Source organism: Sphingomonas aerophila (assembly GCF_014199305.1).
In the GTDB taxonomy this organism is placed as follows: Bacteria; Pseudomonadota; Alphaproteobacteria; order Sphingomonadales; family Sphingomonadaceae; genus Sphingomonas; species Sphingomonas aerophila.
Map to the genome: position 1 here is coordinate 106484 of NZ_JACIJK010000011.1, position 19109 is coordinate 125592.

The 19109-nt window shown below is 63.6% G+C and carries 15 protein-coding genes; 8 read left to right on the forward strand and 7 right to left on the reverse strand.

What is annotated here, in order from left to right; all coding sequences use genetic code 11:
* Positions 1 to 200: 200 nt before the first annotated feature.
* Together FHS94_RS16470 and FHS94_RS16475 are read left to right on the forward strand one after the other, a co-directional pair.
* The gene (locus tag FHS94_RS16470) at positions 201 to 2858 is read left to right on the forward strand and encodes a TonB-dependent receptor (protein ID WP_343055328.1); all 2658 of its coding nucleotides are present in this window, start codon (positions 201 to 203) and stop codon (positions 2856 to 2858) included.
* Between the two features lie 3 nt (positions 2859 to 2861).
* Positions 2862 to 3947, forward strand: a complete 1086-nt coding sequence (locus FHS94_RS16475) for a Ca2+-dependent phosphoinositide-specific phospholipase C (RefSeq protein ID WP_184059884.1) — start codon at positions 2862 to 2864, stop codon at positions 3945 to 3947.
* A 230-nt stretch (positions 3948 to 4177) separates the two neighbouring features.
* On the opposite strand, the gene FHS94_RS16480 is transcribed toward FHS94_RS16475, so the two are convergent.
* Genes FHS94_RS16480 through dinB form a run of 3 tightly spaced genes read right to left on the reverse strand, consistent with a single transcriptional unit; the run spans position 4178 to position 6728 of the window.
* Positions 4178 to 5083 (reverse strand): 3'-5' exonuclease, encoded by a 906-nt coding sequence (locus FHS94_RS16480; protein ID WP_184059886.1) that lies wholly within the window; start codon positions 5081 to 5083, stop codon positions 4178 to 4180.
* Positions 5080 to 5640, reverse strand: coding sequence for an alpha-ketoglutarate-dependent dioxygenase AlkB (locus FHS94_RS16485; protein ID WP_184059887.1), 561 nt, complete (start codon positions 5638 to 5640; stop codon positions 5080 to 5082). The genes FHS94_RS16480 and FHS94_RS16485 overlap by 4 nt, the downstream gene beginning before the upstream one ends.
* A complete protein-coding gene (dinB, locus tag FHS94_RS16490) occupies positions 5640 to 6728 on the reverse strand; it encodes a DNA polymerase IV (RefSeq protein WP_184059889.1) in 1089 nt (362 codons plus the stop codon). The genes FHS94_RS16485 and dinB overlap by 1 nt, the downstream gene beginning before the upstream one ends.
* A gap of 226 nt (positions 6729 to 6954) precedes the next feature.
* Between dinB and FHS94_RS16495 the strand changes: the two genes are divergently transcribed.
* The 4 genes from FHS94_RS16495 (at position 6955) to FHS94_RS16510 (ending at position 10518) form a co-directional block, all read left to right on the forward strand.
* Positions 6955 to 7728, forward strand: coding sequence for a prolipoprotein diacylglyceryl transferase family protein (locus FHS94_RS16495; RefSeq protein WP_184059891.1), 774 nt, complete (start codon positions 6955 to 6957; stop codon positions 7726 to 7728).
* Positions 7631 to 9097, forward strand: a complete 1467-nt coding sequence (locus tag FHS94_RS16500; RefSeq protein ID WP_184059893.1) for a radical SAM protein — start codon at positions 7631 to 7633, stop codon at positions 9095 to 9097. Before FHS94_RS16495 ends, FHS94_RS16500 begins: the two co-directional genes overlap by 98 nt.
* The gene (locus FHS94_RS16505; RefSeq protein ID WP_221234827.1) at positions 9097 to 9324 is read left to right on the forward strand and encodes a hypothetical protein; all 228 of its coding nucleotides are present in this window, start codon (positions 9097 to 9099) and stop codon (positions 9322 to 9324) included. Before FHS94_RS16500 ends, FHS94_RS16505 begins: the two co-directional genes overlap by 1 nt.
* Positions 9325 to 9522: 198 nt before the next feature.
* Positions 9523 to 10518, forward strand: a complete 996-nt coding sequence (locus FHS94_RS16510; protein ID WP_184059897.1) for an SDR family oxidoreductase — start codon at positions 9523 to 9525, stop codon at positions 10516 to 10518.
* Positions 10519 to 10912: 394 nt separating this feature from the next.
* On the opposite strand, the gene FHS94_RS16515 is transcribed toward FHS94_RS16510, so the two are convergent.
* Complete coding sequence (locus tag FHS94_RS16515) at positions 10913 to 11374, reverse strand: response regulator (RefSeq protein ID WP_184059899.1); 462 nt, start codon at positions 11372 to 11374, stop codon at positions 10913 to 10915.
* A 437-nt stretch (positions 11375 to 11811) separates the two neighbouring features.
* On the opposite strand from FHS94_RS16515, the gene FHS94_RS16520 reads away from it, so the two are divergent.
* Both FHS94_RS16520 and FHS94_RS16525 read left to right on the forward strand, forming a co-directional pair.
* Positions 11812 to 14058, forward strand: a complete 2247-nt coding sequence (locus tag FHS94_RS16520) for a putative bifunctional diguanylate cyclase/phosphodiesterase (RefSeq protein ID WP_184059901.1) — start codon at positions 11812 to 11814, stop codon at positions 14056 to 14058.
* 224 nt (positions 14059 to 14282) lie between these two features.
* A complete protein-coding gene (locus FHS94_RS16525; RefSeq protein WP_184059903.1) occupies positions 14283 to 14915 on the forward strand; it encodes a tyrosine-type recombinase/integrase in 633 nt (210 codons plus the stop codon).
* 114 nt (positions 14916 to 15029) lie between these two features.
* Here FHS94_RS16525 and FHS94_RS16530 read toward each other — a convergent pair whose 3' ends face one another.
* From FHS94_RS16530 to FHS94_RS16540, 3 genes are all read right to left on the reverse strand, one after another.
* The gene (locus tag FHS94_RS16530) at positions 15030 to 16577 is read right to left on the reverse strand and encodes an MDR family MFS transporter (protein ID WP_343055329.1); all 1548 of its coding nucleotides are present in this window, start codon (positions 16575 to 16577) and stop codon (positions 15030 to 15032) included.
* Between the two features lie 4 nt (positions 16578 to 16581).
* Positions 16582 to 17607 (reverse strand): alpha/beta fold hydrolase, encoded by a 1026-nt coding sequence (locus FHS94_RS16535; RefSeq protein WP_184059905.1) that lies wholly within the window; start codon positions 17605 to 17607, stop codon positions 16582 to 16584.
* Between the two features lie 618 nt (positions 17608 to 18225).
* Positions 18226 to 18402 (reverse strand): hypothetical protein, encoded by a 177-nt coding sequence (locus FHS94_RS16540; protein ID WP_184059907.1) that lies wholly within the window; start codon positions 18400 to 18402, stop codon positions 18226 to 18228.
* Positions 18403 to 19109: the final 707 nt, after the last annotated feature.

A 19109-nucleotide genomic window follows, 5' to 3' on the forward strand; every position in this document is an offset into this window, starting at 1 on the left:
TGTCCGGGTCAGCCTGAAACTAGGACTCCCGTGGCACATCGACCGTAAACTCCACCCAACGTCAGTCTCCGCCGCGTCGCGCGGCGTGCGAATGCTAGCTGGGATTGACACCAATCCGTAACACTTCTGTCCTCGCGAAGAAACGTATCGACAATAACTGCCTCACCGAACGGCATATAAGCCGAAGGGGAGATCAACACGTGCCACGCTTGTATAGCCTGCTTCAGGCCACGCTTCCGCTCACGCTGGGCGCGCTGGGCATCTCACAGCCCGCTCAGGCCCAGACCGTTGACGCCGGGCTTGGTACGGGTCAGCAGAGTTCGGCGCCCGCCGAAACTCAACAGCAGGACGCCGAGGATGTGGTCGTCACCGGCTCCTACGCCCGCAGCCTTGCCGCCGCGACGGAGACCAAGCGCCGGGCAGCCTTTGGCGTGGACTCGATCGCCTCGACCGACATCGGCAAGTTTCCGACGCAGAACGTCGCCGAGGCGCTGCAGCTCGTCACCGGCGTGGCGATCACCCGTCCCCGCGGTGAGGGCCTGTATGTCAGCGTCCGCGGCCTAGGACCCCAGTTTCAGAGCACGCTTCTGAACGGCCGCACCGTCGCGATCAACGACCTGATCGAGAATGGCGGCGCCAACGGCCGCCAGTTCCGCTTCGAGATGCTGCCCGCCGAGTTCGTGTCGCAAATCGACGTGGTGAAGACCCCCACCCCGGACATGACCGAGGGCGCGCTGGGCGGCAACATCGACGTCCATACCTTCCGCCCGTTGGAAGTGGGCAGCAAGACGACGCTGAACCTGCGTGGCACCTACACGACCATGACCGACAGGGTGAAGCCGAATGCCACCGCGATCACCAGCTGGAAAAGCCCCGACGGCACCTTCGGCCTGCTCGCCGGTGCCCAGTACTGGGGCAAGGAAGTCCGCAACGACCGTTGGTACAACACCAGCTGGAACCTCAACAAGTTCACCTCGGCCGCGGCCGGCGGCCTCCCCGCAGGCCTTTATACGCCGACCCGCACGCGTCCGACCATCGAGACCGAAGACCGCAAGCGCGTGTCCGGCCTCGTCTCCGCGCAATGGCAGCCCTCGCCTGAGCTGCTAACCACCCTCGATATGCTCGCAACCCGGCTGGACGTCGCCTATGACGAGTTCGGGCTAGACATCTATCCGGACGATCCCGGCACCAGAATCGTTCCAGGTTTGACTAAGATCGAGGGCAACACGGTCGTCGGCGCGACGATCAACAACGTCCGGTTCATGGGCACCCGCGAGTACAGCCTCAACCGCCACGACCTCTTCACGGTCGGGCTCAAGCAGGACTGGAACCCGGAAGGCTGGAACGTGTCCGGCAACGTCAACTGGTCCTACGCCCACAGCTTCCACCCGAGCTATGCCGAGGGGACGGTGCGCAGCCGCATACAGTTCAACGGGCCGCTCACCTACGATACGTCGGGCGGCTACAAGCGGATCCCGACCTTCATCACGCCGGTCGACGTAACCAACCCCGCCAACTACGTCCTATACCCGTTCAACATCGCGCCCAAGAACAGCAAGGATTGGGACTTCTACTCCCGCCTGGATGTCGGCCATACCATGGACGGCTTCCTGAGCAGGATCGCAGCTGGGGGCGAGTACCACTGGCGCAAGCGCGACTATGCGCGCCGGGATTTCACGGTCGATCCGGGCGAGGTGCCCCTGAATACATTCGCGCCGAACGGCTACCAGCAGATCCCGTTCGACGACTTTCTGGACACGGTGTCGGGCAATGGCCCGCGCACCTGGATCGTGCCGATCACTGGCGTTTTCTACGATAAGCTGTTCACCGACGCGATCGCCAATGGTCCCCTGACCGCGGGCGACCTGCGCGCCTCCTACCTGGTCAAGGAGAAGACCGCGAGCGCGTACGTCCGAGCCGATTATGAGCTCGGCTCCGCCATCACCGGCAACATCGGCGTGCGCTACGTGCACACCGACCAGGTCGCCAGCGGCACGCTAACGCTCGGCACCGTGCCCACCCCGGCGAGCTTCCCCAAGACGTTCAACAACTGGCTGCCCAGCTTCAACCTGCGCGCGGAGCTCACCCCGACCCTGGTCGGTCGGCTCGCCGCCAGCCGGGTGCTCACCCGACCGAACGTGACCCAGAGCTCGCCGCAGATCAGCGTGTCGACCGACGCGCCGACCGCCAGCGGCGGCAACCCGGACCTGGTGCCGTTCCTGGCCACTCAGTTCGACGGCTCGCTCGAATGGTATTTCAACCGCCGGGGCTCACTGACCGGCGCGTTGTTCTACAAGGCCATGGACGACTACATCACCGCCCAGAACGTTAACATCGACATCCCGGGCCGCGGCACCGTCTTGCTTAGCACTCAGGTCAATGGCGGAAATGCCAAGGTCTATGGCGCGGAGGCCTCCTACAACCAGGTGTTCACGTTCTTGCCCAAGCCGCTCGATGGCTTGGGCATCCAGGCATCCTACACTCATACCTCGGTGCAGGCTGACTACACGGCGGGCGCCCGACCCATCAAAGACGAGCTGATCGGCCTTTCCAAGAACAGTTTCAACCTCGTGGGCTTCTACGATTACGGACCCGTTTCGGCGCGCTTGTCCTATGTATGGCGGGACAAGTACCTCTCGGGCACGGGCAGCACGACACAGGCGCCGACCTACCAGGACGCGTTCGGCTCGCTCGACGGCAACATCTCGTTCCGCGTCACTAACAAGACGCTGGTGAGCTTGGAGGCGATCAACATCGCCGGCGCCAAGCAATACAGCTACAGCGACCTGCCGCTGCGCTATGGCGAGATAAACTTCTACGGCCGCACGATCCTGTTCGGCGTCCGGACGGAGTTCTGATCGATGAAGGCGCTGCTGCTCGCAACCGCGCTGGCCTCGGCTGGCGCGGGTGCCCCCAAGGCGATGAACGACATCCAGGTCGTCGGCTCGCACAACAGCTTCAAGTCCCAGATACCCGCTGCGGTCATGGCGAAGCTGCGCGAGACTGAGCCGCGGCTTGCCGACGGCCTCGACTACTATCACCTGCCGCTCGCAAGGCAGCTAGACGCGGGAGTCCGCCAGCTCGAGATCGACATCTTCGCCGATCCCGACGGCGGCCGCTACGCCAATCCGAAAGGGGAAGCGTTGGCGCGGGCCGCAGGCGAACGCACCGGGTTTGACCGGGCCGCGATGCTCAGGCCGGGGTTCAAGGTCTTCCACATCCCCGACGTCGACTACATCAGCGGCTGCGTGACGCTCGTCCGCTGCCTGCGCGAGGTGGATGGTTGGTCGCAGTCGCATCCCGATCATCTGCCCATCATGATCACTATCAATGCCGCCGACACGCCATCGGAGCGTCCGGGGATCACCTCGCCCCTGCCGCTCGACAACGCCGCGCTACTCGACTCGCTGGACGGGGAAATCCGCTCGGTGCTGCGCGGCAATCGCCTGATCACGCCTGACGAGGTGCGCGGGAAAGCCGCATCCCTGCGGGAGGCGGTCCGGACGCGCGGCTGGCCGACGCTGAACGCGGCGCGGGGCCGCATCTTCGTTCTGCTAGACGTGCGGCCTCAAGTCTCGGACGCTTACCGGGCGGGCCACCCCTCCCTGGCAGGCCGGGCCATGTTCGGCTGGTACCCCGACGAACAGCCGGAGTCCGCCATACAAATCGTCCAGGACCCGATCGTCGATGGCGAGCGGATCACGCGTTGGGTGCGCGAAGGCTTCATCGTTCGGACGCGCACCGACGCTAATACGGTGGAGGCACGTCGTCACGACCTTGCCAAGGCTAAGGCTGCGATGGCGAGCGGTGCACAGGCTGTCAGCACCGACTATTATCCGGGCGCGCCTGATCCCCTCCACCTCAGCTTCCAGGTGACACTGCCCGAGAAGGCGATGGCTCGGTGTAGCCCCGTGCGCGTGCCGGTGGGCTGCAAGCTACGGCCGTAGTCCCGGGATAGTCCGCGACCGCCTTTCCCCCTGCCAGCTTAGGCTTCGAAGGAGATCGCACGGGGCTGACGATTAGCGCCGGGCGATCTGTTCCAGCAGCACGCTTTGATAACGCGTCAGGCACGACAAAGGGCTGTAATCTGCATCTAACGATCCACCATTCGCGGCCGCGGGGACCCAATTGTGGTCGCTCGGCGCATTCAGTTCTCTCGCCACCTTCGGTCATTCCTTCAGCTATCTGGAGAGCCGATCGAAGGACGATCAAGAGCGCCGAGCTGCCCATCCATTTCGGCCTCCGTGGTAATCGCAATGCTCGCCCCCTCGCCTCGAAGTGCTTCCGCTTGGCGATAATCGGCATGCGCGGTGACGAAGCGACCAAAGGGTTGGTCATCACTGATGACCAGTCGGGTCGTGGTTGCTCCGACAGAGGCCATGATGCGCGCGCCCGCGCCCGCTAGCGTTCGGGCAAGTCGGCCATCGCGGGCAGCGCCGAGGATCACGATGCGCTCTCCCTTGAGCGGACCGATCGGGGCAGGCGGCGGCATCTTGGCCCGCCGTGGCTTGCTGGGTGCAAGCCACCCAGCAAGCCCCATCCCCGTGTGCTCAATCGCACGCACGATCACCATCCCGGCCGCACGCGCGTCGCTCAGCGCGTCATGATGCTTGTGGGGCAACCCAAGAAATCTTGTCAGGACGTTGAGCCGATGGCTCGGCAAATCTGGCCAGGCGCGTTTCGCCACCCGCACGCTGTCCAGCCACGTCGCATCGATCGGATTGCGCTGATGGATCAAACAAGCTGCGGCAAGCGCGCCCTTGTCGAAGAGCGAGTGGGCGACGGTGACTCGGCCCGACAGGTGCGCGGCAATGACCGCGTGGACGTCAGCGAACGTCGGCGAACCCGTAACGTGATCGGACGTGATGCCGTGGATACGCGTATTGAACGACGAGAAGTGGTCGCGTGGATCGAGGAGGGTTTCATAGGCGAAGGTTTCCCGACCGTCTTTGAACCCCACGATCCCGATCTGGCAAATGCTGCTGATTTGCGAGCAGGACGTCTCGACGTCGACCACGACGAAGTCGGGGGCCCCGACGCTGCCAGCCTGCTCCGCGACGGGTCCGCCCGTCACCTCGGTCATCGCCTTTCCGCCAAGCTGCGGAAAGTGATCGACCAGCGCGGCCGGTTCATGGGTGCGATGCTGTGCTCCCACTCGTGTCGCGCGAGCCCGGTCATGTGATAGCCGCCGCGCGGATCGAGCGGCACCGATAGGCGGTCGAACCCGTCGACCCGTCGGCGCCGGAAGCGCATCATCGCTGGCTCCCCGAGCGAAATGCCGAGGACATGGCCGTAGATCGGCCGATCGCGATGCCAGCCGATACCAGCGCCGGGGTCATAGCGGATGAGCAGTGCCTGGATCAGATCCGCCGGCGTCAGTCCGGCGAACCGAGCTGCCTTGTCGCGGATGGGGAGAAGCCAGTCGGGCATGGGCGGGGCCTCCTTCGGACGCCCGACTTCGAAATCGTAGCTCCAGCCGAACGAGGTCGTCAGGCGCTTGCCCGTCCAGCCCTGAAAACGGAATGACGTCAGATCGGTGGCGTCGATCCGCTCGATCAGCATTCGCTCCTCATCCGCGCTGATGAGTGACGGACGCTGAGCGAGGCCCGACAGCAGCGGTGTGTCGAACAGGTCAAGCATCAAGCTGCCGCCTCGACGAAGATCGGCAGTTCGTCCGCCGCCTCGGTCTGCACCTCGGCGAAGTTGGAGACCGTCACGCCGACCAGCCGGACGCCCTTCTCGGTCGGCAGCAGCGAGCGGATCAGCGCGAGCGCCGCCCCGTGCAGCGCGTCGCGACTGGTAACCGCAACGGGCTGGCTGCGGCGCCGGGTGATCTGGTGGAAATCGGCATATTTCACTTTGACCGTCACGGTCCGGCCAAACGCCTGCCGCGTTTCGCACCAGTTCCAGACGTCGTCCGCCATCTTGAGCACGCCGGCCTCGATCTCGGCCGCCTCGACAAGATCGCAGTTGAAGGTCGTTTCCGATCCCGACGACTTGCGCACCCTGTGCGGATTGACGGGACGATCGTCCTCCCCACGAGCAATGGCGTGATACCATTCGGCGGAACTGCCGAAATGCTGCTGCAGAAACGCCAGCGATTTGGCCTTAAGGTCGGCCCCGGTCTCAATCTTCAGCCGCCTCATCTTCTCCGCAGTCACTGGCCCGACGCCGTGGAAGCGGCTGACCGGCAGCGTCTCAACCCAGGCCGGCCCCATGTCCGGCGTCACCGCGAACTGGCCGTTGGGCTTGCGATGATCCGAGGCAAGCTTGGCGAGGAACTTGTTGTACGAGACGCCGGCCGACGCGGTCAGCCCGGTTTCCGCCAGGATGTCGGCGCGGATCGCCTTGGCGGTCAGCCAAGCGGTTTTCAGCCCACGCTCGTCGGCGGTGACGTCGAGATACGCCTCGTCGAGCGACAGCGGCTGGATGAGGTCGGTGTAGCGCGCGAAGACATCATGGATCTGGCGGGACACGTCGCGGTACACGTCGAAGCGCGGCGGCACGAACACGAGGTCGGGACAGCGGCGCAGCGCCGTGATCGACGGTAGCGCGGAGCGGACGCCGAACGCGCGCGCCTCGTAGCTCGCCGCCGCTACGACGCCCCGCGCCTCGGCATGACCGACCGCGACGGGCCTGCCGCGAAGCGAGGGATCGTCTCGCTGCTCCACCGACGCGAAGAAGGCGTCCATGTCGACATGGATGATCTTGCGCGCGACGGCGGTCATAAACGTCGCAGTATCAAACACGGAACGAGTTGAGAACAGGGGTGGTAAAGGGTTGAGGTTCCGAACGTCCTTCCCTGATGATAGCATCTATCGCCCCCCTGACGATCCGTGAGACCCAGACGGCGACATTCAGACGGATTTGGCTTTCCTCTAAACCTGCGGTTCGTTCACCTGCGCTTCCCGTGCCGCTTGCGGCAGGACTGAAAGCATTGAACGACAGCAAGCGATGCTAGCGATCCCGACCGCGCCTTGGGCGCATGGCCTTTTCGACATACTTGCCTGGGCGGCCTCAGCGCTCACCGGCACGGTGCTGCATCGCTGGCGTTTGCGCGAGGCCGCCGAGCGGCTGTCGCGGGTCACTGGACCTGGCTATTTCGCCGCGCTGGCGGCCGGCGCTTTGGCCGGTGCGTGGGCGATGGGATCGATCAACTCGCTTCGCATGACCACCCCGATGGTGTCGCACAGCATCGCCGGCGCACTCGCGGGTGCGATCGTCGCCGTCGAGGGCTATAAGTGGGCCGCCGGGATCAAGGGATCGACCGGCACCGCCTTTGTCGGCCCGCTGGCGATCGGCATCGTCTTCGGCCGCTGGGGATGCCTCTTCGCGGGCCTTCCCGACCGGACGTACGGTGTGCCGACGGCACTGCCGTGGGCGGTCGATCTCGGCGACGGCATCGGGCGGCATCCGGTCGAAGTCTATGAGAGCCTCGCGCTGTTCGCGTTCCTGCTCGTCTTTGTGATCGCGTTGGCCGCACGGCAGTCCTGGGCATACCGCCGCAGCTTTTACGTACTTGCCGGATGGTATGGCGTGCAGCGGTTCGCCTGGGAGTTCCTCAAGCCCTATCCAATGCTTATCGGGCCGCTAAACATCTTTCATCTGCTATGCTTGGGGCTGGTCGCTTATGGATGCGCTTTCTACGCTGCCGACCGCCGACGCGAGCGCGCCACTGCGCGGCGTGGCGCCGTACCTGTTCTTCGGCGAGACGACGAGCCTGTGTGAGACGTGCCTACGGCCGGTGCCCGCCAAGATCATTGTCGAAGACGAACTCGTCTTCTATCGCAAGCGCTGTCGCGAGCACGGCGTGACTAAGACGCTGATCTCCGATGATGTCGGCTATTGGCGCGCCGCCAAGGACTGGCTCAAGCCCGGCGATCGGCCGCTCGCCATTCACTCGCGCACCGATCATGGCTGCCCCTTCGACTGCGGGCTCTGCGCCGATCACGAACAGCATAGCTGCCTCGCGCTCATCGAGATCAACGAAGCGTGTAATCTGAGCTGCCCCGTCTGCTTCGCCGGCTCGTCCGTTCATCATCTCGGCCATCGTCCGCTCGCCGAGGTTGAAGCGATGCTCGATGTGATCGTTGCCGCCGAGGGCGAACCCGATCTCGTCCAGATCTCCGGAGGCGAGCCGACCATCCACCCGCAATTCTTCGAGATCCTCGAAGCGGCACGCGCCCGCCCGATCCGGCATCTGATGGTCAACACCAACGGAGTGCGAATCGCGCAGGAACCGGAGTTCGTCGCCCGGCTGGCCACCTTCCGCCCGCGATTCGAGATCTACCTCCAGTTCGACGCGCTCGACGACGAGGCGCTGATGGAGCTGCGCGGGGCGCGGCTGTCGGGCATTCGCCGCCGCGCCCTGGAAGCGCTGGAGGCGGCGGGGATCTCGACCACGCTGGTCGTCACAGTGAAGAAGGGCGTGAATGACGAGCAGATACCCGACATTGTGCGCCACGCGCTCGAATGGCGGTGCGTGCGCGGCGTCACCTTCCAGCCGGTTCAGGATGCCGGCCGCAACGATGATTTCGACGCCAAGCGCCACCGTATCACCCTGACCGAAATCCGGCGCCGCATCGCCGAGTCCGGCGTGTTCGCGCTTGAGGACATGATCCCGCTGCCCTGCAACCCCGACCAGATCTGCATCGGCTACGGCCTGAGGAACGGACGCGAGGTCGCCCCCGTCACGGCGATGCTACCGCGCGAGCTGTTCGTCGCCGCTGCGCCCAACACGGTGAGCTTCGAGGCCTATCCCGAGCTGAAGGAGCGAATTTTCCAGCTGCTGTCGCTGTCGACCGCGCAGGCGGACACGTCGGAGAAGCTCGCCAGCCTGCTCTGCTGCTTGCCCGAGGCCGCAGTGCCGCAGGAGATCGGCTACGAGCAGACCTTCCGCGTCGTGATCTCGCAGTTCCTCGACCGCTTTAACTTTGACCTAGGAACGGTGAAGCGCAGCTGCGTCCATTTCGTCCAGCCCGACGGCGCGATTGTTCCGTTCGACACATTCAACCTGTTCTACCGTCCGGGCGCCGCCGGCGCGTCGGTGCTGGCCGAGGCGAAGATCGCCGGCCGGCATGGAGAGCGCCTCGCATGATGAAGCTCCTCGGCGGCCTACTAGTAACCGGCGGCGTGTTGCTCGCCGGCACGACCGGCCTGTGCACCGGCGCGGTGATCCTGTTTTCGTTGTCGAGCATCGTCACGCAGCCGTTGGAGATGCTGTACGCGTCGCCGTTACTGCTGATCGGGATCGTGCCGTGCGCCGTCGGCGTGCTGATTGTGAGGGTGGGTTTGCGGATGATGCGTCGATCTGACGAGGATTGACGCAGGCGCAAATCGTGCGACTGCCCTCTTGTGTACGCTGGGCTCGGCACACTGACCCACAAGCAGCCATTGCCACCAGTTCTGCAATTTCCAGGTACCGGTCATTCGTTCATGCTCCAAGCGACGCAACGGCCAACGGTCTCGGCTGTTGATCGCGTCACCCTAAGCCCGTCGCGGGCTCCGGTAAGGAATGAAGCGATGACCAGACTGAAGCGGATCGCTGATCAGGTGATCGTCGTGACGGGAGCCTCCGGCGGCATCGGTCGCGCTACCGCGTTGATGGCCGCATCGCGCGGAGCGAGGGTCGTGGTCTCGGCACGCGGGCGTGAAGGGCTGGACGCGCTCGTGGCGGAGATCGTCGAGGCTGGCGGGCGTGCCTCCGTGTGCGTTGCCGACGTAACTGAGCAAGGCGCGTTGGAGCGGCTAGCCACCCACGCGGTCGAAACCTACCGCACCATCGACACCTGGGTGAACAATGCTGGGGTGGCGATCGCCGGCAAGCTGGAGGAGCTGCCGGAGGAGGATGGGCGCCGCGTGTTCGACGTTAATTTTTGGGGCATGGTGGCCGGCTGCAAGGCAGCCCTGCCGCACCTTAAGCTCCGCGGCGGCGTGCTGATCAACATGGGCAGCGTCACCTCCGACGTCGCGGCGCCATTCATGGGGCTCTACTCGGCCTCCAAGCAGAAGATCCGAGGGTATACCGACGCGCTCCGCATCGAATTGATGATGGAGCGTGCGCCCGTCGCGGTTACCCTGATCAAGCCCGCGCCGATCGCCACGCCAATCCTCCAGCATCAGCGCAACCATAACGACCGGCAGGCGACAATGCCGCCGCCCTTCTATCGGCCCGACGACGTGGCCAAGACGGTGCTGCTCGCCGCCGAGAACCCCGAACGCGAGCTGTACGTGGGCGGCGCTGGGCGCATTGGCAGCGCGCTCGCCCAGGCGTTCCCCAACCTTGCTGACGGAGCCGCCGCGCTGCTCGGCCCGACGCTGTTCCAGACCTCCCGACCGAGCGAGAAGCGACCCGATAATCTCGACGCGCCGAGCGCCTCAACCGCCACTCGCGGCGACACGCACGGCCACGCCTCGCACGCGAGCATCTACACTGCGCTGCGTACCGGGCCTTTGCGCAACCTTGCGGGCGCCGGCTCGATCGGTCGGGCGCTGCTTCAAGGGATCAGACGAAGCTGAAGCGACCCGCTGCCACAACCATTCTTGCGCAACGCGCGCCGTTTGTCGCCACTCAAGACCCACAACCGGCCGATCGACAACTTTCATTCACTTCTGAGGAGTGGCAATCCGTTCAGCGAAGCGGCACGATGGGATCGCAGAGCTGCTTCAGCGAAGACGTGTGGTCCAAGCGAACGGTCGCGGTGGGTAGCCGGAACTCTATTGCGACGTCTAGGCTAACACTGGGCTGTCAGTTAGGTTGCCCCTGCCTCTTCTAAGGTGCTTGTCTCTGTGTTCCTCGCCAACGGCCAGCCGGGAGGAACACATGAACCACAACGGAGATGGTTGCCGATCTACCGCTACCCTCCAATGATTGGGTAAGCGTCCCGCCTTGTCGCAAAGTCCGGCGGTCGATCTACGTGGGCTCGCTAATGCTGCTTCCCCCAGGACGGTTACTGACCTGTCTCAGGGCAACTACGACTTCGTCAACGGCCTGGAACCCGCCAAACGGAGAACTAAGGCTCGGCAGCGCTGCAAGCCGTCCATCTACCCTCTGACCACGTCTAAGAATAACGACGACCGGCGCAGGCCGGAGATGAAGGGCTGCAACTATTTCGGTCGTATCCTGGCCGGCGAGAGTGAGGCTGATCAGTGAGCAGTCGATCTCCTCTCCAACTTCGGCCAGTTCCGCGAGCTGCCTCACGGTTCGAGCCGGACCGATGACCCGCGCCCCAGAGCCGCACAGGCATTCACGCACATACTCACCTGTGAACATGTCGTCGGCGGCGAGCAGGATGGTGCAACCGGCAAGTGCTTCGGGATCAAGCATGACCCAGTGTGCCAAAGTGGGGCCACTAGCAGCGACAATCTCGATCAAGCCACAGCATTTCCACTACGGTCGTGTATACCGTCGGGCCTCGCCCAGCATTCGGCTGATCACAGGTTGGAGCACGGGCGAGATACAGGGGAGGACGGCAGTGGAACGTGTCGCGCCAGCTATCTTGATCTGCGTTGCAGCCCTGTTCGTTGGTTGGTGGATCTTGCTACGGGTGATTCGGCCGCGCAGGTGACGGGAAGTTGAATACATTTCGGGTTAGTAGAATTGGATGCGTCGGCCGCACTGACTCTATATTGCTGCTTCCTGCTGGTCGTCTGCATGCTTCTAAATAGGCGCTGCCTTTTCGCTTCAGGCAATCACCCGTCTTTACGGGCTTCGTTTACGCTTTGTGGACACCCCCTTCGTATATTCTGCACGGGGGGACTTAATTCGTGCGGCAAGAAAGGGACCGGGATAGGCGCTTCGGCACGCGGTTGATGGCCGCGGTCCTTGCTCCTGTTTTGCTGCTCGCTTTTGGCCTCACTTGGTTTGCCTTTTCCGCCCTTAGTTCGGCGGCTGCGCAAGCTGATCAGGTATCCATAGCGCGACAAGAGCAGGAAGTCCGGCTGGCCACCAACGCTGCTTTGGATGAGCTAGCGCAGAGTCAGGCCGGGGTTGCTATCTGGAGCCCTCTCGTGCTCGAATTGCGCAAGCCGCGCCCGAACTGGACTTGGGTCGACGACGACGTCGGAACGTGGCTCAACTTCGTCTTCTCCCATGACGTTGACCTCATTCTCTCCGGCGACGATCGCGCGGTCTACGTTGTTCGCGACGGAGTCCGCACGCCCCTGGCAAGTGCCGCCGCCTACGTCGAAGCGGCCAAGCCACTGATCGACGCTGCTCGAGGCCGGACTTACGGTAAGCCCAATCGGCATGAGCGCCTGCCGGGACGCAAACTCGTGGATGGGGCAACGGTGCGGACCTCGCCCAGGGCGATCCATGCTACTGACCTTACGACAGTCAAGGGCCGTCCGGCCGTGATGAGCGTCATGCGGATCATTCCTGACTCCCCAAATGTGCCTGTCAGTCCTGGACGCGAGCCTCTTCTTGTCAGCATTCGCTACCTCGATACGAGCTTTGTGCGCGACCTCGCCAAAATACAGCTGGTCCTTGAAGCCAAAATCCGCAGGTTCGGCGCGCAGAGTTCTGATGAGCACGCGCTGGCCCTGATCTCGAGCCGTGGTCAGCGCGTCGGGTACCTCAGCTGGCATCCGGATCGTCCGGGTCGCGCAGTCTGGAGCTCGATGGCGCCCAGTGCCGCGGTCGCACTCGCCGGGCTGCTGGCAGCGCTCGCCGCTTTGATCTTCAGCGTAGCGAAGCTGATGCGCAAGGATTCAGAGTCTCTGGCCCGCATCGAGGCTGCACACCTGGAGTTGCAGGCGAAGGAGGCACAAGCGCACCACCTTGCATACCACGATACCCTGACCGGTCTTCCAAACCGGGCCCTCTTCAACTCGATCGTGGATCAGAAAGCGGGCGAACAGGACACCGCGACGACCTGGGCGGTTCTGCTCATCGATCTCGACCGCTTTAAGCAGGTGAACGATAGTCTCGGCCATCTTGGCGGAGACCAGCTGATCCAGCACGTCGCCGCTCGACTGGAATCGCTAGTCCGTTCAACGGACGTCGTAGCACGGTTGGGCGGAGACGAGTTCGCGGTGCTGCTGCGCGAGCGAGCAGACCCGTCAGAGTTCGGCAGTGCCGCAGATGCTATGATTGCTGCGGTTCGTCAGCCTTTCTCCATCCTCGGAACAAACGTGTTCATCGGCGCAAGCATCGGGATTGCAAGCTACCCGTCGTGCAGCGGCGACCGCTCCGAACTGATGCGCAAGGCAGACATCGCCATGTACCGAGCCAAAGCTGAAGGGCGCGACGGCTTCCGCTTCTTCGACGAAAGCATGGACGAGAGCGTAAAACTGCGGCGTGGAATTGAACAGGACTTGCGGCAAGCGATCCAGCAAGGGCGAGGCCTGTCCGTACATTATCAGCCGCAGATGGACTCGTCCGGAACTCGGGTCATCGGTCTCGAGGCCCTTCTGCGGTGGCAGCACCCAACACGTGGGCTGCTGGCCCCCGACGCGTTTATCTCTATCGCTGAGGAAACCGGCCTTATCGGTGATCTCGGTAGACTGGTCATTCGGGATGCGTGCGGCGTGGCCCGAGACTGGCCTTCTTTGTCGATAGCGGTGAACCTCTCCCCCGTTCAGTTCCGGACGCGAGATCTCGCAGCTGAGGTAATCGACATTGTCCATAGCTCAGGAGCGCGCCCCTCCCAGATAGAGCTTGAGGTCACCGAAAGCATCCTCCTCGACGATGACGACGTCGTGAGAACCGCACTCACACAGCTGCGTGCAGCAGGTTTTCGCATTGCCCTTGATGATTTCGGGACGGGCTATTCCAGTCTAAGCTACCTCAGTAAATTCTCGGTGGATAAGATCAAGATAGACCGCAGTTTCACAAGCCGCTTGGGCGAGGCTACTGATGCAGCCGCCATCATTCACGCCGTAGTGCGCCTCGGACATGCGATGGGCCTGTCCGTCTCAGCCGAGGGAGTCGAAACGGGCGAGCAGCGCGCCTTTCTCGAAAGTGCAGGCTGCAACGAGCTGCAAGGATTCCTCTTCTCTGCCGCTGTACCAGCTCAGTCGTTGAAGTCGGTCCTGCGAGAGCAACAACAGGCCGCGTAAGCAGCCATGATCGTTAGCTTCGAGTGTTCTCAGCTTACAGTCCACGCCCTTGGAAAGTCATTCGCAGCAGTTCAGTAGCTGCCCTATCCGCCCTAGGTCCGACCGTTCGTTCATGCGTCCTGACACGCGGATCAACCACATTTTGAAATCGCCTGTTAACCGCCCCTGGGTACTCTCGATTGGTCGATAAGGCTGATAGGATTTCGGCGCGATGGAGATGATCAATGGGTCATTCGTCGTTAGACCCCGCATTTCATGAACTTCGACCGTGGAACGAAGGCCGACTGGTTGGTGCTAAGCGGGCGCTGAAGCAGCAGCAGGTCTGGGCCATTCGCTTCTGGCTCGACCAGCATAGGCGATTGCGGGACCGAGCGCTGTTCGACTTCGCCATCGACAGCAAGTTGCGTGGCTGTGATGTAGTCAACGTGCGCATCGGAGATGTCGTATCAGGCGGGCGCATCCGTGACCGAGCGATCATCGTTCAGCAAAAGACCAAGCGGCCAGTGCAATTCGAGCTGATGGACACGGCTCGGAAGACGATGCGTGCATGGCTGGAGCGCCGCGGCGGCACCCTCAACGATTTCGTCTTTCCGAGCCGCAACGACTACATGGCCCATATGAGCACGCGACAATATGCCCGTCTCGTGCACGAGTGGGTAGTTGGCATCGGTCTCCCGGCTCAGGAATACGGGACGCACTCGCTCCGACGCACCAAAGCCTCGATCATCTACAAGGCGACCGGCAATCTTCGCGCCGTTCAGATCCTTCTCGGGCACGCCAAGATCGACAGCACCGTGCGATATCTGGGCGTTGACGTAGAAGATGCTCTGGAGTTGGCTGAACGAACGGAGGTCTGAGCGGACCCAATCCCGGCCGTTTTGACCCCAGTTGCTGCGTCGCAACACCGGCCGTTCGTTCAGGCGAGATTCAAAGCGATGCCTCTGCCGCCGAGCCTGATTTGATCGACCTGTTCATGCCTCGTTGGGCCGCCGTCGCGCATCCCGTGGAACCAGGAGCGCAACGGCCAGCGTCAAGACAGCGATCAGCAGGACGCCCCAGAATGTCAGATGCAACCCATGCGCCAGTGCCGCACGGCTCGTCCCTGCGTCGAGCGCCTTCCCGTGCTCCCCGAGCAAACGCTGGATCTGCTGCAGCGAGCCGCCCCCGTCGCGCGACAGGCTGGCGTTGAGCACGACGCCGAGCACGGTTGCTCCCAACGTACTGCCAAGACTGCGGGCGAACAGGTTGGACGCGGTCGCGGCACCCCGTTCCGACCAGCCGACGCTGTCCTGGATCAGCACGATTGCGGCCGTGCTGAAGAAACCCATGCCGAACCCCATGATCAAGGAACCCAGGCCCGCAATCAACGGCGACATCGTCGGCTCCAGGAGCACAAATGGCAACGCGCCGACCGGCAGCAGCACCGCGCCTGCGATCAGTATCGGCCTAAGGCCAAAACGCGTGAAGTTACGCGCGCCTAGCGTTGCCGCGATCGGCCAGCCGAGCACCATGGCGGTCAGCATGAAGCCTGCCGTCAGCGGCGAGCGGCCCATCACTGCCTGCACGTACATCGGCAGAAAGGTAGTGAGCCCAATCACTGCCATGCCGCTGAACAATGTCGCCACATTTGTGGCGGCCAACGAGCGATGCGCCCACAGCCCGAAGGCGATCATCGGGTCGCGCGCTCTGCGCTCCTGCCAGACGAACAATGCGCCCGCGATCACGCACAGCGCGGCAGCGGTCAGAGCGGTGCGCGTGTTGGCCGCGCCAACTTCGGTAAGCGCCACCATCAAAGCGGCGATGGCGATGGTGAACAGCGCTGCGCCCGGAACATCGACGCTGCGCTGTTCGGTGGAGACTGTCTCGCGCAGAAAGAAGTAGAACCCAGCTGCCGCTGCAAGGCCGATCGGCACGTTGATCCAGAAGACCCACGCCCAGCTGACATGCTGGATTATAAGCCCGCCGGCCAGCGGTCCTATCACCGACGACACACCCCACACGCTCGCCAGCCAACCCTGAACGCGACCGCGCTCGTGGGTAGGATAGATGTCGCCGATGACGGTGATCGACACCGGCTGAATCGCACCGGCGCCAAGCCCCTGGATCAGTCGAAAGGCGATCAGCGACCCCATCGACCAGGCGAAACCGCACAGGACGGAGCCTACCAGAAAGATGCCAATTCCGACCAGCAACACCGATCGCCGACCGTATAGGTCTGCGAGTTTGCCGAAGACGACGGTGGTCGCCGTTTGCGCCAGCAGGAAGGAGGAGAAGACCCACGCATAGAGCTGGAGATCTCCGAGCTGCCCCGCGATCCGTGGCATGGCGGTTGAGACGATTGTCGCCTCGATCGCAATCATGAACGAGGCCGCCATGACCGCGGCCAGTACGAACGGGCGCCGCACTACCGGCCGGACTGGCAATTCGGGCGAGGCGCCGCTGGTGGGCAACTCGGCATGTGACAGTTGGTCCTGCGGACGTTCTATAGCCGCTGCTCTCGTGTGTTCTGCTTGGGACACAGCGTCAGCTCAGGCGTTTCTGCACGTCGTTGATCGCGGCAATGACCTGCTGCGGCACGGCATAGTGCAGCATGTGGCCCTGATCGGGCACGATGCGCAGCTCAGCGCCTTTGATGTCTGCGACCAGTCGTTCCGCGTGGCGGTCAACATGGACTATCCGATCGCCGGCGCCGGCAAGGATTCTGACTGGCAAATCGAGCTCGCCGTAGCGTCCGCTCAGCGACATGGCTCCGGGTATCATCATCGCCGTATCGGCCGCGGTGGCGCGGATCTGCGAGGGCCGGAGCGAGAGAGCGACCGGCAGTGCAGCGACTGCTGCCGGAACCGATGCGGGCGAGAAGCTAGCCTTCAGTCCAATCGGCCCGGTCAGTAACCCTGTCAGTGGCGCCGTCGTATGGGCGATCACATCACCAAACAGCGGAATAGCGGGCATAGACCCCAGCACGACGTCTGGTCGCGCAGTGCCGTAGTAATAGCCTGACAGCAGAACCAGACCGGACACCGTCTCCGGAGCGTTCAGCGCCATCGCCAGGGCCACCAGCGTGCCCCAGCTATGGCCAACAATGATCGCCGGGCCGACGCCAAGTTGCGCCAGCGCGCGGGCGAGCAGATCCGCCTGTGCTGTCGGGGTCCAGGCCGTCGTGCGCGGCCGCTCACTAAAGCCAAAGCCGGGCCGGTCGAACGCAATCACGCGATGTGTGGCGGCGGCCAGGCCCAGGACGCCGCTCGCTTCGAAATCCTGCAACGTCACTCCGTTGCCGTGGAGCAGGACGACTGGCGGTCCATCACCGCGATCAACATAGTGCAGTCGGACGCCGTCTACATCTACAAACCGCCCGCCGGGCGAATTTGCCGCCTCAGCACGTCTCGCCGCCACGGAGTTAAAAATCGCCGCGCCCGCGAGAATAGCACCCGTCATGCCAGCGACAAGCCAGCCCCGATTGCGACGAACCGGCGCGAGCCGATCCGGTGCCCGTGAGCTCTCGTCCTTGCTGGCCGATTGCGACTTTCCGGCTGATTTCTGGGTCATCGCCGTTGAACTATTGTGCAGCGCACAAGGTTGCGCCGCCTGAACCCGATGTTCAAGCGCCGAGCAGGAAGCTGCGAAGGCGTGGCTGGTATGAAACGCACTGCGACCTGCGGCTTCAAACACCTCGGGCGAGGCGCAGTCATGGCAGCTCGAAGCTGGCGTAAAAAGCACCAGGGCTGAGCCCGAATGTTCGTAGCCCTGCTTGGCCCGCTGTGACAGAGGATGAGGTCAGGTTGTGCCACCGACGGTCGAACCCAAGCGTTGACCAGCTCAGCCCGCGCTCCGGGCCAAGGAACACCCAGTGCGAATCAGAATGATGTTGGCAGCAGCGGGGCTGGCGCTTTCGGCGCTTGGGGCTCCAATGGCGCTCGCCAGTGCCGCTCCCGAACATGCCCGAAGCCACGATGACCGACCTCAGCGCGACTTTCGGAGTGGGCGCGCCGACCGTCGCGATGGAAGCGGCCCGGATCACGGGTACCGCAACGGTCGACGGATCAGGCATGATCGGTACGATCGTCGGTGCGACACTGCCTTTCGGCGGCACAGACGGGCAAGCAGGTGCCGATGACCGGAGCACGCTAGAGCAGCGGGCTTCAGAGCCCGCGCTCTGGGCGGCTTCTAGCCCCCGAGCGGGCGGGATTTCTGGTCATCGTGCAGATGGCTGTCATCGCCTTCCACCTCCGTGCTGCTGTCGTCCTCCCCACCACCTGCAGCATCGGACTGCTCGCTGCCGCCCTGTGCGCCGTCGTTCTCGAGGCCGTCACCAGTCGTTGTGTCTGTGCGGTTGCCGCCCATCGCCGTACTCCTTTGATGGGCTTCAACGTTCTATGCGGGGCATCCGGGTCGTGCAGCTGCCCTGGCCGACGATTACGGCCGGGTTTTCCCTTGACCGCTCCCGCGCTCGATCAGTTACTGCGCGCCACGTCGTTCCTGTGGTCCCTCCCGCGATCCAGGTGCCTGTCGGACAGCTCTCAATGCAGATCGCAGCTTCGCTCGCTCGCCGGTTCCACGGCTCGACTCCACTCCTGGTGAACGCGGCCGCCGCGGTACGCTATTTCGTCCGAGAGCCCCCGGAGCACTTCATGGTCGCTCAACGGAGATCCTCACCTGCTTGAGGCTCCGCTGCGGTTCGTCGTTGCTAGCGCTGCACCCGTCGAGTGTGACGGTTCCAGCCATTCTCGATAAGAAACAACAGGGCGAGTATCGTCCCGATCGCGCAAATGACGAGAATTGTTTGTGCCACGCGGACCTCCACCGAAGGCCAGGGGACCAGCGATGGGGCTTCGATGCACGGCAAGCCGAAAGGAAACCGTCGATCGGCCCGTGATCCAGATGACGACCGCGGCACGGGCTTGCTGACCAGGGCGCGTCCCTTGCGGAACGGCCAGCTGAGTACCACATATTGTACACTGGGTCTTCGATCTGAGCATCGGCCCAGCTGAGAGATGGTCTGCGCTCCCGCTTTGTCGAGGAGCAACCATGTCCCGAGTCATCAATGTCCA